Origin of the sequence: Prauserella alba (assembly GCF_024171735.1) — a bacterium.
In the GTDB taxonomy this organism is placed as follows: Bacteria; Actinomycetota; Actinomycetes; order Mycobacteriales; family Pseudonocardiaceae; genus Prauserella; species Prauserella alba.
Genome location: NZ_JAMTCH010000003.1, coordinates 98,030 through 112,820, shown reverse-complemented (window position 1 = coordinate 112,820; position 14,791 = coordinate 98,030). Strand labels below are relative to the sequence as shown.

General features: G+C 71.9%; 12 protein-coding genes. 6 read left to right on the top strand and 6 right to left on the bottom strand.

All coding sequences use genetic code 11. The features are described from left to right. Positions 1-109 precede the first annotated feature (109 nt). Positions 110-823: a dienelactone hydrolase family protein gene (locus LY12_RS00515; RefSeq protein ID WP_253852555.1), complete on the bottom strand. Its 714-nt coding sequence runs from the start codon at positions 821-823 to the stop codon at positions 110-112. Between the two features lie 47 nt (positions 824-870). Between LY12_RS00515 and LY12_RS00510 the strand changes: the two genes are divergently transcribed. Together LY12_RS00510 and LY12_RS00505 are read left to right on the top strand one after the other, a co-directional pair. After that, positions 871-1,095 carry a hypothetical protein gene (locus LY12_RS00510; RefSeq protein WP_183778916.1) on the top strand — a complete coding sequence of 75 codons (225 nt, stop codon included), beginning with the start codon at positions 871-873 and terminating at the stop codon, positions 1,093-1,095. Next, positions 1,092-1,871: a hypothetical protein gene (locus tag LY12_RS00505; RefSeq protein ID WP_253852554.1), complete on the top strand. Its 780-nt coding sequence runs from the start codon at positions 1,092-1,094 to the stop codon at positions 1,869-1,871. The genes LY12_RS00510 and LY12_RS00505 overlap by 4 nt, the downstream gene beginning before the upstream one ends. 64 nt (positions 1,872-1,935) lie before the next feature. Here the strand turns inward: LY12_RS00505 and hutI are convergent, their stop codons facing one another. From hutI to hutH, 5 genes are all read right to left on the bottom strand, one after another. Continuing rightward, positions 1,936-3,129 carry an imidazolonepropionase gene (gene hutI, locus LY12_RS00500; RefSeq protein WP_253852553.1) on the bottom strand — a complete coding sequence of 398 codons (1,194 nt, stop codon included), beginning with the start codon at positions 3,127-3,129 and terminating at the stop codon, positions 1,936-1,938. Beyond that, positions 3,126-4,424, bottom strand: a complete 1,299-nt coding sequence (locus LY12_RS00495; protein WP_253854765.1) for a formimidoylglutamate deiminase — start codon at positions 4,422-4,424, stop codon at positions 3,126-3,128. The genes hutI and LY12_RS00495 overlap by 4 nt, the downstream gene beginning before the upstream one ends. 68 nt (positions 4,425-4,492) lie before the next feature. Beyond that, positions 4,493-5,725, bottom strand: a complete 1,233-nt coding sequence (locus LY12_RS00490) for an allantoate amidohydrolase (protein ID WP_253854763.1) — start codon at positions 5,723-5,725, stop codon at positions 4,493-4,495. A 2-nt stretch (positions 5,726-5,727) separates the two neighbouring features. Further along, the gene (gene hutU / locus LY12_RS00485) at positions 5,728-7,344 is read right to left on the bottom strand and encodes a urocanate hydratase (protein WP_253852552.1); all 1,617 of its coding nucleotides are present in this window, start codon (positions 7,342-7,344) and stop codon (positions 5,728-5,730) included. After that, the gene (gene hutH / locus LY12_RS00480; RefSeq protein WP_253852551.1) at positions 7,341-8,876 is read right to left on the bottom strand and encodes a histidine ammonia-lyase; all 1,536 of its coding nucleotides are present in this window, start codon (positions 8,874-8,876) and stop codon (positions 7,341-7,343) included. Before hutH ends, hutU begins: the two co-directional genes overlap by 4 nt. Before the next feature lie 81 nt (positions 8,877-8,957). On the opposite strand from hutH, the gene LY12_RS00475 reads away from it, so the two are divergent. From LY12_RS00475 to LY12_RS00460, 4 genes are all read left to right on the top strand, one after another. Further along, positions 8,958-9,782 carry an IclR family transcriptional regulator gene (locus LY12_RS00475; protein ID WP_253852550.1) on the top strand — a complete coding sequence of 275 codons (825 nt, stop codon included), beginning with the start codon at positions 8,958-8,960 and terminating at the stop codon, positions 9,780-9,782. A gap of 289 nt (positions 9,783-10,071) precedes the next feature. After that, positions 10,072-11,406 carry a PhoX family protein gene (locus LY12_RS00470; protein WP_253852549.1) on the top strand — a complete coding sequence of 445 codons (1,335 nt, stop codon included), beginning with the start codon at positions 10,072-10,074 and terminating at the stop codon, positions 11,404-11,406. Positions 11,407-11,766: 360 nt separating this feature from the next. Next, positions 11,767-13,194: a hemolysin family protein gene (locus tag LY12_RS00465; RefSeq protein WP_253852548.1), complete on the top strand. Its 1,428-nt coding sequence runs from the start codon at positions 11,767-11,769 to the stop codon at positions 13,192-13,194. Beyond that, positions 13,191-14,207: a CNNM domain-containing protein gene (locus LY12_RS00460; RefSeq protein WP_253852547.1), complete on the top strand. Its 1,017-nt coding sequence runs from the start codon at positions 13,191-13,193 to the stop codon at positions 14,205-14,207. Before LY12_RS00465 ends, LY12_RS00460 begins: the two co-directional genes overlap by 4 nt. Positions 14,208-14,791 lie beyond the last annotated feature (584 nt).

Genomic DNA, 14,791 nt, shown 5'->3' with positions numbered 1-14,791 from the left:
CTCACAGGCGTGCACCGCAGCTGTCACTCTCCGCCCCCCCCCCCCCCCCCCAGGGGCACTTTGGTGGCGTTGAGCGCCACCAAAGTGCCCCTGGGGGCGCGCCCGGGTCTCAGGTCGTTGTGGCCTGGATGAACGACAGCACCTGGGGTTGTGACACGGCGTAGGCGGACTCGTTGACCTCGGAGCCGTGACTGCGGGTGTCGCTGAAACCGTGCTGGGCCTCGGGGTACAGGTGGACGATGCTGGCGGCACGGCTGCGCGACTGCAGACCGTCCTGCAGCCGGGCGAACGACTCGTGGGGAACGATCGCGTCCTGCCCGGGGTAGAGCATCATCACCGGTGCGGCGATACGCGGAGTCTGCTCGAACGGGTCGACCGTGTGATTGTCAGCCGGCGTGACAGGCACCGTGGGGTGATAGGCCACGACGTTCGCCAGCCGCTCGTCACGCGCTCCCAGCAGCAGCGCGAACCGCCCACCGAGGCAGTAGCCGATCACGCCCACCTTCGCCAGTCCGAGCTCACCGAACATGTGGTCCAGCAGCCGCCGCATCTCGGCCAGGCACGTCTCGTCGTCGAGGCCGTGCATCAGCTCGACCATGGTGTCCCGGTCGTGATCGTCCATGCTCACGCCGTCGAACGGATCCCAGCTCAGCGTCGTCACCCCGGACTCGGCCAGCTCACCCGCGAACTCGCGGACCCGCTCGCCGATACCGGTGATCATCGGCAGCAGCAGCATGCCTGCACCCGTCGGCTCCGCAGGCCGCGCCAGATACCCGCCCAGACCGCCGACACTGATCGTCGACGTGTCGATCTCATGTGCCATAGGTGCGAAACTATCCCTCACAGCCGAGCCTCCCGCGGAGGGGACCGATGGCCACAGATCGCACGCTCGCCGAACAGCTCGACGGGCCCCATTTCGACGGCTTGCCCGCCGGCATCGACGCGCTGCCCGACGAGCACAAACAGGTACTCGCCGACGCGCTGCGGCAGGCACGGCGACGACAGGCCGCGGCATTGCAGGAATCGGCCGACAGCGCGCTCTCGCACATCCCGTTCTTCATCCGGCCCGCGGTGCGCAAGGCGGTGGGACTGTGACCGAAGCGCTCGACCGGCTCGCCGCGCGCGCCGAGATCGTCAAGCTCGCACGAGTGCTCGGCGAATCCGAGCAGCGCCTGGAGTTCCTGCTGACCGTGCCGGCCGCCGACATCCGCACCCTGCGCGACCAGGCGACCGAAGCCCTGCACGGTGCGCACCAGCCGGTGTTGCGCAAGCTCGTGTCGGCCAGCGGGATCATCCCGGTACCCGTGCTGGTGACGCTGGCGCAGAAGGCCTTCGGACCGATGCTCAGCGCACGGCTGGCCGGGCTGCTCGAAGGCGAGCGCGGCGTGGCGATCGCGCTGAAACTACCGGCGCCGTTCCTCGCCGACGTCGCCGCCGAACTCGATCCGCGCAGGGCAGGCCACATCCTCGCCGAACTGCCGCCGGACACGGTCGCCGAGGTCAGCAGGGAACTCCGCAGGCGGGAGGACTGGATCACCCTCGGCCGGTTCGTCGGCGGCGTGCCCGCCGAGATCGCCGAGGCGGGCCTGGCCGAGCTGAACGAACGCCAGGTCCTCGAGGTCGCGTTCGTCGTCGACGACAAGTCGTCGCTGAGCACGCTGGTGTCACGGCAGCCCACCGAGCGATGCGCCGCCTACGCCCACGCGGCCGACGAGTACGACCTGTGGCACGCCCTGTTCGACCTGCTCGCCCACCTCGACGACGAGCTGCGGGCACGCCTCGTGGCCGCAGGACTCGACGAGGACCCGGAGCTCCGTTCCCGCGCCCACGAAGCCGCCGCGGACCTCGGCGTCGAGTCCCTGCTGGCCTGACAGCCCCGGCTCGCGGACAGGCGCACGCGGTTCCGAGCGCAGGACACGCGCAGGAGTCCGCGCCTCAGCGAATGCGCTCTCCGCAGCGCCACACTGCCCACGTGAGCGGAACCCCGGGGCGGTAGGCGAGGTGGGTGGCCGACGGGGCGTCGAGCACGTGCAGGTCGGCGCGCGCCCCCACGCGCACGGTGCCGACGACGCCGTCACCCGTGTCCCGGCGCAGGGCCCGCGCACCGCCCGCGGTCGCCGCCCACACGGCCTCGCGCACCGACAGTCCCATCTGCAACACCGCGGTGGCGACGCAGAACGCCATCGACGTCGTGTACGAACTGCCCGGGTTGGCGTTGCTGGCGAGCGCGACGGTCGCGCCGGCGTCCCACAGCCTCCGCGCCGGTGCGAGCGGCTGCCGGGTGGACAGATCACACGCGGGCAGCAGCGTCGCGACGGTCGCCGAGGAGGCGAGCGCGTCGACGTCCTCGTCGGTCAGATACGTGCAGTGGTCGACGCTCGCCGCGCCGTTGCGCACCGCAAGCTGCACGCCGGGCCCTTCTCCGAGCTGGTTGCCGTGCACGCGCACGCCGAGTCCGCGCGCGGCCGCCGCGCGCACGATGCGCTCGGACTGGGTCTCGTCGAACGCGCCGTCCTCGCAGAACACGTCCGCCCAGCCGGCGTACGGGGCGACGGCGTCGAGCATGTCGCCGCACACGAGGTCCACATAGGACTCCGCGTCCGCGCCCTGCGGAACGACGTGCGCACCGAGGTAGGTGACCTCGTCGGCGTGCCGGGCGGCGATACGGGCGGCCCGGGTCTCGTCGGCGGTCGTCAGACCGTAGCCGGTCTTCGTCTCCAGGCACGTGGTTCCCTGGCGTGCCGCCTCGTCGAGGTGGGCCACCAGGTTCGCTTCCAAAGCGTCGTCGCCCGCCTCGCGGGTACGCGCGACGGTGGTGGCGATCCCGCCCGCCTGGTACGGCTCGCCCGCCATGCGCGCCTCGAACTCGGCGGTGCGGTCGCCCGCGAACACGAGGTGCGTGTGACTGTCCACCCAGCCGGGCAGCACCGCGCGGCCGCCGACGTCCACGGCCTCGTCCGCGGCGGGCGCGACGGCGGACTCGCCCACCCAGGCGATGCGGTCGGCCTCGAGGACGACCGCGGCGTCACGCAGGACTCCCAGTCCGGGATCGTTGGTCGTCAGCTCGCCGATCCCCGTGACCACAGTGGACGTCGGGGATGCGGATGCGGGGCGCGGGTTCGGGGTCATAGGAGCTTTCCGATCTCGCCCGCCAGCTCGGTGGCGGGACGTTCGACACGAGTGTGCACCCCGTCACGTACCACGGGCCTGCCCGCGACGAGAACGTCGGTGACGTCGGCGCCCGTCGCTGCGAGCAGCGCACCGTCGGGGGCGGCGCCCGCGGTGCGGACCGAGTCGAGCCGCACGGTCACGAGGTCGGCCTGCATGCCCGCCTCGATGCGGCCGACGTCGTCGAAGCCGATCGCACCGTGGTCGGCCGCGGCGGCGAGCAGGTCGCCGACGGCGAACCGGCCCCGAGCCTCCGCGGCCAGGCGTTCGTTGAGTTCGAGGGCACGCGCCTCTTCGAAGGCGTCGACGACGGCATGGCTGTCGCTGCCGAGACACAGCCGCACCCCGGCGGCGGCCAGGGCCGACGCCGGGCCGATACCGTCGCCGAGGTCGCGTTCGGTCGTCGGGCAGAAGCACGCCCGCGTCCGCGACGCTCCCAGTGTCGACATGTCGTCGTCGCTGAGGTGCGTCGCGTGGACGGCGGTGGTGCGCTCCCCCAGCACGCCGTGCCGCTCCAGCAGCGCCGTCGGGGTCACGCCGTGCACGCGCAGGCAGTCGTCGTTCTCGGCTCGCTGCTCGGACAGGTGGACGTGCAGCGGTTTCCCGCTCGCCCACCCGGCCACGGCCGACAGGTCCGCGGCGGGCACGGCACGTACGGAATGCGCCGCCGCGCCGACGACGACGTGGTCGCCCTCCGGCCGGAACTCGCTCACCCGGGACGCCCAGCCGTCGGCGTCGCCGTCGCCGAACCGCAGCTGAACGCCGTCGAGGGGGGTGTCCGGACCGCCCGCGAGATAGCACGTGTCGAGCAGGCAGATGCGGATCCCGGCGTCTGCGGCCGCCGCGACGAGCGCGGCGCTCATCGCGTTCGGATCGGCGTAACGCCTGCCACCCGGACCGTGGTGCAGGTAGTGGAACTCGCCGACGCTCGTGTACCCGGCCAGCACCATCTCCGCGTAGACGGCCCGCGCGAGCCGGTAGTACGAGTCCGGATCGAGCCGCTCCGCGAGACGGTACATGAGTTCCCGCCACGTCCAGAACGTGCCGCGGTCCCCGTGCGTGCGCCCACGCAGCGCGCGGTGGAACGCGTGCGAATGCGCGTTCGCCATACCGGGCAACGTGAGGCCCCGCAGCGTCCGGCCGCGCCGTGGCCGCCCGGGTTCGATCCCGACGATCACCCCGCCCGACACGTCGACGCCCACGCCCTCGACGACCCCGCCGGGCAGCCAGGCGTGCTCACACCAGTACTCGGTCACCGCGCCGCCGCCCGAACCGCGACCCGAGCCGCTGCCCGTCGCGTCCACGCCGTCGCTCACCGCCGGGCTCACCGGCACAACCTCGCCAGCGTGGTGGCGAGCGCCTGGGCGCCTGCGTCCACATCGGAGTCCTCGGCGTACTCCTCGGGTGCGTGGCTGACCCCGGTCGGGTTGCGCACGTACAGCATCGCGGCGGGCACGTGCGCCGAGAGCACCGCGGCGTCGTGCCCCGCCCCGGTGGGCAGTGCGGGCGCATCGCCGAGCTCGGCCGACACCTCGTCACGCAGCACGGGGTCGAACACCACCTCGTCGCTCCACGACTCCTCCCGCAGCTCGACGGTGCAGCCCTCCGCCTCGGCGGCCGCCCGCGCCGCCGCCTCGACGTCCCGCACCACGGCAGGCACGTCCGGGCCTCGCGCGTCGAGCCAGACGTCCACGGTGGAGGCGATGACGTTGGTGCCGCCGGGGTTGGGCGTGAGCCTGCCGACCGTGGCGCGCGTGGCGGGTGCCGACGCGGCGATGCGGCGCACGGCTGCGACGGTCTCCGCGGCGGGCAGCATGGGGTCCCGCCGGTCGTCCATCGGCGTCGCACCGGCGTGGTTGCCCTGGCCCGCGAACGTCAGCCGCCACCGGCCGTGCGCGATCACGGTGCTGCCGACGGCGACGGGGCCGCCGAGGTCGACGAGCCCCCTGCCCTGTTCGACGTGCAGTTCCACGAACCTGCCGATACGGCCCACGAGCCCGGGATCGGCACCGATGTGCTCCGGCTCGAGACCGCCGCGCCGTGCGGCCTCGGCGAACGTGACGCCGTCGGGATCGCGCAGCCGCAGCGCCCGTTCCGCGGGCAGCGATCCGGTCAGCAGTCGCGATCCCAGGCACGGTACTCCGAACCTGCCGCCCTCCTCCTCGCCGAACACGACCACGGCGAGCGGCTTGGCCGGGGTCACGCCCCGCTGCCGCAGGATGTCCACTGCGGACAGTCCGCTCACGACGCCGAGGGGCCCGTCGAACGCGCCGCCTCCTGGCACCGAGTCGAGATGGCTGCCGGTGACGACCGCGTCCGGTCCGGGCGCGCCCCACCACGCCCACAGGTTGCCGTTGCGGTCCCGTTCCACGTCGAGCCCGCGTCGCCGCGCCTCGCCCGCGAACCACTCACGCAGGTCGAGCTCGGCGGTGTCGAACACGTGCCGGGAGTATCCACCGCGGGTGCGGTCGCGCCCGACGTCGGCGATGTCGGCGAGCAGTCCGCTCGCGCTCGGCTCCGGTGTTGCGGCCGTGGGTGTTCCGGTCGTGTCCGCCATGGTCACTGCCACATCGGAACGGTCAGGCCACCGGCGGTGGCTGCCTCCGCGGCACGCTCGTACCCGGCGTCGACGTGCCGCAGCACCCCGGTGGCAGGGTCGTTGCTGAGCACGCGTTCGAGTTTCCGCGCTGCCAGTTCGGTCCCGTCGGCGACCGTCACCTGGCCCGCGTGGATCGACCGGCCCATGCCGACGCCGCCGCCGTGGTGGATCGACACCCAGGTGGCGCCCGACGCCGTGTTCACGAGCGCGTTGAGCAACGGCCAGTCGGCGATCGCGTCCGAACCGTCCATCATGGACTCGGTCTCCCGGTACGGCGAGGCGACGCTGCCCGAGTCGAGGTGGTCACGGCCGATGACGACCGGCGCCGAGAGCTCTCCGCTCGCCACCATCTCGTTGAACCGCAGGCCCGCGAGGTGCCGCTCGCCGTGGCCGAGCCAGCAGATCCGCGCGGGCAGTCCCTGGAAGGACACCCGCTCGCCCGCCATGCGGATCCAGCGCGCGAGGGATTCGTTCTCGGGGAACAGCTCCAGCACGGCCCGGTCGGTGGCGGCGATGTCGGCCGGGTCGCCCGACAGCGCGGCCCACCGGAACGGGCCCTTGCCCTCGCAGAACAGCGGCCGGATGTAGGCGGGCACGAAGCCGGGGAAGTCGAACGCCCGCTCGTACCCGGCGGTCTGGGCCTCGCTGCGCAGCGAGTTGCCGTAGTCGAACACCTCGGCACCCCGGTCGGCGAACCCGACCATCGCCTTCACGTGCTCGGCCATCGACTCCCGTGCCCGGTCGGTGAACTCGTCGGGCTTGGCGGCGGCGTAATCGTGCCAGTCGCCGACGTCCACACCGGACGGCAGGTAGGACAGCGGGTCGTGTGCCGACGTCTGGTCGGTGACGATGTCGACGTCGATGTCGCGGCGCAGCAGTTCGGGCAGGATCTCGGCGGCGTTGCCGATCACGCCGACCGAGAGCGCACGACGGTCGGCCTTGGCCGCCGTCACGCGGGTGATCGCGTCGTCCAGATCGGAGGCCAGCTCGTCGAGGTAGGCGGTCTCGAGCCGCCGTTGCGCGCGGTGCGGATCACACTCGATCACCAGGGCCGCGCCGTCGTTCATCGTCACCGCAAGCGGTTGCGCGCCGCCCATACCGCCGAGGCCCGCGGTGACCGTCAACGTGCCTGCGAGCGTGCCGCCGAAACGCTTCTCGGCCACGGCCGCGAACGTCTCGTACGTGCCCTGCAGGATGCCCTGGGTGCCGATGTAGATCCACGACCCTGCGGTCATCTGGCCGTACATCGTCAGGCCCATGTTCTCCAGCCTGCGGAACTCCGGCCAGTTGGCCCAGTCGCCGACGAGGTTGGAGTTGGCGATGAGCACGCGCGGTGCCCACTCGTGGGTGCGCAGCACGCCGACGGGTTTGCCGGACTGCACGAGCAGCGTCTCGTCCTCGGCCACCGTGGCCAGGGTCCGGGCGATGGCGTCGTAACTGGCCTGGTCGCGGGCGGCCTTGCCGGTGCCGCCGTAGACGACGAGGTCCTCGGGCCGCTCGGCGACCTCGGGGTGGAGGTTGTTGCGCAGCATCCGCAGCGCGGCCTCGGTCTGCCAGTTCTTGGTGGTCAGGGTCATGCTTCCTCCACACAGCTCTGCACGGCACCGGAAGCGATGAGCTCCTCGGCCGCGGCGATCTCGGGGGCGAGGTGACGGTCGGGTCCGGGGCCGTCGACCCGGGTGCGCAGCAGGTCCCGCACCGCGCCCGTCACCGGGGCGGGCCGCAACGGGGCACGCAGGTCGAGCGCTCGCGCGGCCGTGAGCAGTTCGACGGCCAGCACGGTGCGGAGGCCGTCGATGCCGCGGCGGAGCTTGCGCGCCGCCGACCAGCCCATGGAGACGTGGTCCTCCTGCATCGCGCTGCTCGGGATGGAATCCACCGACGAGGGCGTGGCCAGGCGTTTGAGCTCGCTGACGATGCCCGCCTGGGTGTACTGGGCGATCATGTGGCCGGAGTCCACGCCCGGGTCGGCGGCGAGGAACGCGGGCAGCCCGTGCGAACGGGCGACGTCGAGCATCCGGTCGGTGCGGCGCTCGGCGATCGACGCGACGTCCGCGACCGGGATGGCGAGGAAGTCGAGTACGTAGCCGAGCGGCGCGCCGTGGAAGTTGCCGTTGGATTCCACGCGCCCGTCGGCGAGCACCACCGGGTTGTCCACAGCGGCCAGCAGCTCGCGGTCGGCGACCGTCTCGGCGTGGGCGAGCGTGTCCCGCGCCGCGCCGTGCACCTGCGGGGCGCACCGCAGCGAGTAGGCGTCCTGCACCCGGGTGCAGTCAGGGCCGCGGTGGCTGGCGACGATCTCCGAGCCGGCGAGCGCCTCCCGCATCCGCCGGGCCGAGACGGCCTGCCCCGGGTGCGGGCGCAGCGCCTGCAGGTCGTCGGCGAACACGCGGTCGGTGCCGAGCTGGGCCTCGACGCTCATCGCCGCGGTCACGTCCGCGACGTCGAGCAGTCCGGCGAGGTCACGGGTGGCCAGCGCGAGCATGCCGAGCATGCCGTCGGTGCCGTTGGTGAGCGCGAGGCCCTCCTTCTCCGCCAGCGTGACCGGGGTGATCCCGGCGTCGCGGAGGGCGTCGGCGGCCGGCAGCGTGACGCCGTCGGCGGTGACGACCTCACCCTCCCCCATCAGGGCGAGCGCGACCGCCGAGAGCGGCGCGAGGTCACCGGAGCAGCCGAGCGAACCGTACTCGGGTACGACCGGGGTGATGCCGGCGTTGAGCAACGCGGCCAGGGTGTCGACGGTCGAGGTCCGCACGCCGGTGTGCCCGGTGGTCAGGGTGCGCAGTCGCAGCAGCATGAGCGCGCGCACGACCTCGTTCTCGACGGCCGCTCCGGCACCGGCGGCGTGCGAGCGGATCAGCGAGCGTTGCAGGTCGGCCCTGCGTTCGGGCGGGATGCTGCGCACCGCCAGCGCACCGAAGCCGGTCGACACGCCGTAGGACGGCGTCGTCGCGTCGGCCAGGGAATCGACGTGCGCGCGGGCGGCGGCGACGTTCTTCCTCGCCACGGCGTCGACCGTCACTCCGGCACCGCCGCGGGCGACGGCGACGACGTCGCCGCGGCTCAGCGGCGCGGATCCGATCACTACCTCGTTCGGCTCGTTCGGCATGCCCTCATTGCACCGCGGGAAGGCCCCGCTCATCAGCGGCGGCGCTACGATTTCCGTCTCGGATCTCAGACAGGAGGCACGATGACGCAGGAAACGCACGGGAACGTGCCTGCGCTGCGGCGCGGGCTCGCGCTGCTCGGTGTGCTGGCGAGGCACGCGGGACCGGTGTCGGCGGCGACGCTGGCGCGGGAGGCGGAACTGCCCCGGTCGTCGACGTACCACCTGCTCACCGAACTGCAGACAGCCGGATTCGTGGTCCACCTGCCCGCCGAACGGCGGTACGCACTCGGCATCGCCGCGTTCGAACTCGGCTCGTCCTACCTGCGGCACGATCCGCTGGAACGGCTCGCCGGGCCGATCCTGCGGCGACTCGTCGACGAGACCGGGCACACGGCACACCTGGGCGTGCTGCACGGGCGCGAGCTGGTCTACCTCATCAAGGAACGCCCGCCCCAGCCGCAGACGGTCGTCACCGACGTGGGCGTCCGCCTGCCCGCACATCTGACGGCCTCGGGCAGGGCGATGCTGATGCACCTGCCGAAACCACAGGTCAGGGCACTGCTGCCGGCGGCATCGGCGTTCGTGCGCCGCACCGGCAGGGGCCCGCGGAGCCTCGCCGAACTGCGGGCGACGCTCGCCGCCCACAACCGGCTCGGCTGGGCGGTCGAGGACGGTCACGTGACCGCCGAGTTCGCCTCCGTCGCCTACCCGGCCTTCGACCACGGCGGCCGCCCGCTGGCTGCGATCAGCCTGACCTTCCGGCACCGCTGCACCGGCCGCGGCGACGGTGCCGACGCGGCGGCGGACACCGAATGCGGCGACACCTGGCCCGATCTCGCGGGCCGGGTCCGCCGCGCCGCAGGCGAACTCACCACCAGGGTCGGCGGCCTGCCACCCTCGCCGTGAGCACGTCGCGGCGGCCACGGCCCGTACCGTCCGCCTACGCCCGCCGCGTAAGCCCGCCGACGTCCGCCGTGTCCGACGCCGGCGCGGATTCCGACGCCCGCCACCGGAGACGTCCGGACGAATCGGGCCGATCGGCGCTTGCGGCTGCGCCGATCGGAGCAGCTCGGGCTACTCGGAACACTCGCCGATCGGCAGGCGTTCAAAGGTCGTTCATCGCGACCTGCGCAGCGGGAAATGTCGGACGTGTGGGGTGAATCCGACCTTCCCGGACTCGCAAGGAGCGACAGTCATGGTCGAACGACCCACCACCCCCTCCGGCCTGTCCCGCCGCGGATTCCTCCGCAGCGGAGCCGCCGTCGGCGCCACGTCCGCGCTGCTCGGCATGATGAGCACGACCGCGTCCGCCACACCCGGCCGCGGCCCCCGGCAGGCCGACGACAACGGCGGCTACGGCCCGCTCGAACCCGCCCCTGGCGGCGAACTGCTGCTGCCCGCCGGGTTCTCGTATGTCGCGTTCGGACACACCGGTACACCCATGAGCGACGGCGCGCCCACACCGAGCCGGCACGACGGCATGGCCGCGTTCGCCGGCGACGACGGGCTGATCCGCCTCGTGCGCAACCACGAACAGGGCGAGGGCGCCGCGTTCGCCTCGCCGTCGTACGACCCGGCCGCCGCAGGCGGCACCACCACGATGGTGTTCGACCCGCGGAAGATGGAACTGGTCGACACCTTCCCCAGCCTGACGGGCACGATCCGCAACTGTGCCGGAGGACCGACGCCGTGGGGATCGTGGCTCTCGTGCGAGGAGACGTTCACCGGCCTCGGCGTCGACACCCCGCACGGGTACGTGTTCGAGGTGCCCGCGGACGCCGACGGCCCGGTGGATCCGGTGCCGTACAAGGAAATGGGCCGGTTCGTGCACGAGGCGGTGGCGGTCGACGAGGCGACCGGCATCGTCTACCAGACCGAGGACCGCGGCAGCGCAGGCTTCTACCGGTTCGTGCCGAACACGCCGGGTGACCTGGCCGCAGGTGGCACGCTGCAGATGCTCGCGGTCAAGGACCGGCCGGGCTTCGACACGCGGATCGGCCAGAAACCGGGCCGGACGCTTCCCGTGGAATGGGTCGACATCGACGACCCGGACCCCGACAGCGACGACACGCTCGCCGTCGCCCGGCAGGGCTGGGACAAGGGTGCCGCCGTGTTCGCCCGGCTCGAAGGCGCCTGGTTCGGCGGCGGATCGATCTACCTGAACTCGACCAGCGGCGGCGACGCGGGCATCGGCCAGGTGTGGGAGTACCGGCCGCGCGGCGACTCCGGTGGTCAGCTCGTGCTGGTGTACGAGTCGACGGATCCGGACCTGCTCGAGAGCCCGGACAACATCTGCGTCTCGCCCAACACGGGCGGGCTGGTGCTGTGCGAGGACGGCGACGGGAAGGACCTGCTGCGCGGCGTGACCACCCGGGGCGAGATCTTCGACCTCGCCGAGCTGGCAGGACCGAACACCAGCGAGCTCGCCGGCGCGACGTTCTCCCCCGACGGGAAGATCCTGTTCTTCAACGTCCAGTCCCCCGGCGTCACCTACGCCGTCACCGGCCCGTGGCAGCGCGGCGCGCTGTAACCGGCCCCGGCAGCGCCCCGCGCCCGCAACCCGCGGCGCGGGGCGCTGCACCCCGGTAACACCGGGCGACACACCCGTCACCCAGGGCGCTGGACTCGTCACGCAGTGCGTCCCGGCCCGTCGCAGGCGGCAGTCACGAACCGCACTTTCCGGTACGATCGGGCCATCCTCCACCGGCCCCTGTCGGCTCCGACGGTTCGTACCGTCCGCGCAGCTGCTCGGCGGGCCGAATCGGGAGGCACGTTCCGGGGAACTCATCCATCGGGACGGTCGTAACGAACAGCTACCAGGAAGGGCGATGGACGACAGTTGTAGTACCGGCACCCGGACCGTGAGCGACAACACCGCGAGGTGGCGCACATGATCTGGGTCCTCAGCCTCCTGCTCGGAATCGTCATCATCCTGGCCGTGATCGCGGCGAACGGGTACTTCGTGGCCCAGGAGTTCGCCTACATGGCCGTCGACCGCTCCCGGCTCGCCGCACTGGCCGAATCCGGCAACCGTTCGGCCAAGCGGGCGCTCGCGATCACGCGCCGCACCTCGTTCATGCTGTCCGGCGCACAGCTCGGCATCACCGTGACGGGTCTGCTCGTCGGTTACGTGGCCGAACCGCTGGTCGGCAACGCACTGGGCACCGCGCTGGGCGGCGTCGGCGTACCCACCTCGGTCGGCATCGCCGTCGGCACCGTGGCCACGCTGGTGCTCTCGACGCTGGTGCAGATGCTCATCGGCGAACTGTTCCCCAAGAACCTCGCGATCGCCGCACCGGAGCGCATCGCACTGCTGCTGGCCGGTTCGACGACGCTGTACCTGACGCTGTTCGGCTGGCTCATCTGGATCTTCGACGCCGCGTCGAACGCGCTGCTGCGGCTGCTGCGCATCGAACCGGTGCACGACGTCGAACACTCCGCGACCGCCCGCGACCTCGAGCACATCGTCGCCGACTCCCGTGCCACCGGGGACCTGCCCGCGGACCTGTCGATGCTGCTCGACCGTGTGCTCGACTTCCCCGACCAGGACGTCGAACACGCGATGAACCCGCGGGCGCGGGTCGACGTCGTGACCGCCGACACCCCGGTCTCCCGGGTACGCGAGCTCATGGCGAGCGGCCACACCCGCTACCCCGTCGTCGACGACGAGGGCGACGTCCTCGGCGTGGCCGAGTTGCCCGCCGTGCTGGCCAGGGCGGGCAACGACGAGACGCCGGTGTCGGAGCTGCAGCGCCCGCCGCTGTTGCTGCCCACCACGATGTCCCTGCCGGACGCCTACGCCAGGTTGACCGCGTCCCGCAACGAACTCGCCTGCGTGCTCGACGAGTACGGCGGATTCGCCGGCATCCTCACGATCGAGGACCTCGCCGAGGAACTCGTCGGCGAGCTGCAGGACGAACACGACAGCCCGGAACCACCGCCCGTGACGGCGCAGGACGACGGGACCTGGCTTGTCAACGGTGACGTGCACGTCGACGAGGTCGAGCGTGCGGTCGGCCACGACCTGCCGCCCGGCGACGTCGAGACGGTCGCGGGCCTGACCATCGCGGCGCACGGGGCGCTCCCCCCGACGGGAACGACCGTGCTGGTCGACCTGCCGCAGTCCGGGGCGGAACTCGCCGAACCCGAACCACCCGCACCACAGGCGCTGCGGGTGGACGTGCTCGACGTCGACCGGCACGTGCCGTCGAGGCTCCGGCTCACCCTGCAGTCCGTCGAGGCGGAGACACCCGCCGGCGCCGAGGTCACCGAGCCCGACGCCGCCCAGGCCGACGCCGCAAGCGAGGTGCAGCGATGAGCAACCCGTGGATCGTGATCGCCGCAACGGTACTGATCATCGTGGCCAGCGCGTTCTTCGTGGCGGTCGAGTTCGCGACGCTCGGAGCGAAACGCCATCGCCTCGAGGAGGCGGCCGGGGCGAGTCGCTCCGCACGGGCCGCGCTGCGCAGTTCCCGCGAGCTGACGATTCTGCTCGCGGGCTGCCAACTCGGCATCACCGGCGCCACGCTCGCGCTCGGTGCGGTCGCCAAACCCGCCGTGCACCACTGGCTCACCCCGCTGATCGAGACGGTGGGCGCGCCCTACTGGGCCGCCGACGCGGCGGCGTTCACGTTGGCTCTCCTCGCCATGACGTTCCTGCACCTGGTGGTCGGCGAGATGGCGCCGAAGTCGTGGGCGATCGCGCATCCGGAACGATCCGCCACCGTGCTCGCGCTGCCGGCCCGGGTGCTGGTGGCGACGACGCGCCCGCTGTTGCTGACCATCAACACGGCGGCCAACCGGCTGGTGCGGCTGGCCGGCGTGACCCCCGCCGACGAGGTCGCGACCGGGCAGAACCCCGAGGGGTTGCGGCAGCTGGTGAAACACTCCGCCGAGACGGGAACCCTCGACGGCCTGTCGTCGACACAGTTGTCCGGCGCCCTGGATTTGCAGCGCGTGACGGTACGCGACATCACGTCCGGGTCCCCGGTCACGGTTCCCGCGCATGCCACGGCCGTCGACGTCCGGAGCGCCGCCCGCGAATCGGGCCACCGGCGCATTCTCGTGGGCGGACCGGATCCACGGTCCGTCGTCCACGTCCGTGACACGCTGCTGCTCGCCGACGACGCACCGGTCGCGCCCGTGGCGTATCCGGTTCTCGAACTGCCTGCAGACACGCCGCTCTACACGGCACTGGCACGGATGCGGGACACCGCACAGCACCTCGCCGTCGTCCACACCACCGGTGGCGCAAAGGTGCTCACGATCGCCGACATCCTGGGCCGGGTACTTCCCGGCGAATCGACGACCGCGGACGCCCACAGCGCCTGATTCGCACCGCCACGGTACGGCCGCCCACGTGGCGGCCGTACCGGGCGGAGGCGGCCGTTCCGCTCGGCCACGGTAGGCCGCACCGGCACCCTCCGTCCGCCACCAGACCTTCGACCCGTTCGCCCCGGGAACGGGAACTCCCAACTCGGCGCCGACCGAACGGCTGTCCTTGCGCCTCCGGACCCGTTGACCCGGGAAATTCTCGCAGGTGAGAGTTTGCGCGTACACAACATTCTTTGCGCCGATCCGGCGATTTCCGACTGAATTGTTCACGAATTGCACGAAGTCTGATAATGGCGCGCCGCCACACCCGTCCGGAATCATTTCCAATCGGGCGTTAATGTGAGGCGAATCGCAGTGATCGATACAGTTATCGACATCGGTCGTCACAGCCGGGAACGAGGAGTCGAGGCGCTGCGATCACCAGCGAAGACGCCGGAGAGCGCGACAAACGTCGCATGTTCGACGATCTACGAATCTCGAACAACCCCTTGACGGTCACCCGGGAATCAGGCAACCTAAGGTCGCTCGATCAGGCGATTTCGATTGCCCGCGACAACTGGGGGTCGCTGACAACCTCGCAC

What these genes read in the sequence shown, in the direction of transcription:
- LY12_RS00460 (WP_253852547.1), top strand. Translation starts at nt 13,191, where the DNA reads ATGAGCAACCCGTGGATCGTGATCGCCGCAACGGTACTGATCATCGTG.
- LY12_RS00510 (WP_183778916.1), top strand. Translation starts at nt 871, where the DNA reads ATGGCCACAGATCGCACGCTCGCCGAACAGCTCGACGGGCCCCATTTC.
- LY12_RS00465 (WP_253852548.1), top strand. Translation starts at nt 11,767, where the DNA reads ATGATCTGGGTCCTCAGCCTCCTGCTCGGAATCGTCATCATCCTGGCC.
- hutI (WP_253852553.1), bottom strand. Translation starts at nt 3,129, where the DNA reads ATGACCCCGAACCCGCGCCCCGCATCCGCATCCCCGACGTCCACTGTG.
- LY12_RS00490 (WP_253854763.1), bottom strand. Translation starts at nt 5,725, where the DNA reads ATGGCGGACACGACCGGAACACCCACGGCCGCAACACCGGAGCCGAGC.
- hutH (WP_253852551.1), bottom strand. Translation starts at nt 8,876, where the DNA reads ATGCCGAACGAGCCGAACGAGGTAGTGATCGGATCCGCGCCGCTGAGC.
- LY12_RS00470 (WP_253852549.1), top strand. Translation starts at nt 10,072, where the DNA reads ATGGTCGAACGACCCACCACCCCCTCCGGCCTGTCCCGCCGCGGATTC.
- LY12_RS00515 (WP_253852555.1), bottom strand. Translation starts at nt 823, where the DNA reads ATGGCACATGAGATCGACACGTCGACGATCAGTGTCGGCGGTCTGGGC.
- LY12_RS00475 (WP_253852550.1), top strand. Translation starts at nt 8,958, where the DNA reads ATGACGCAGGAAACGCACGGGAACGTGCCTGCGCTGCGGCGCGGGCTC.
- hutU (WP_253852552.1), bottom strand. Translation starts at nt 7,344, where the DNA reads ATGACCCTGACCACCAAGAACTGGCAGACCGAGGCCGCGCTGCGGATG.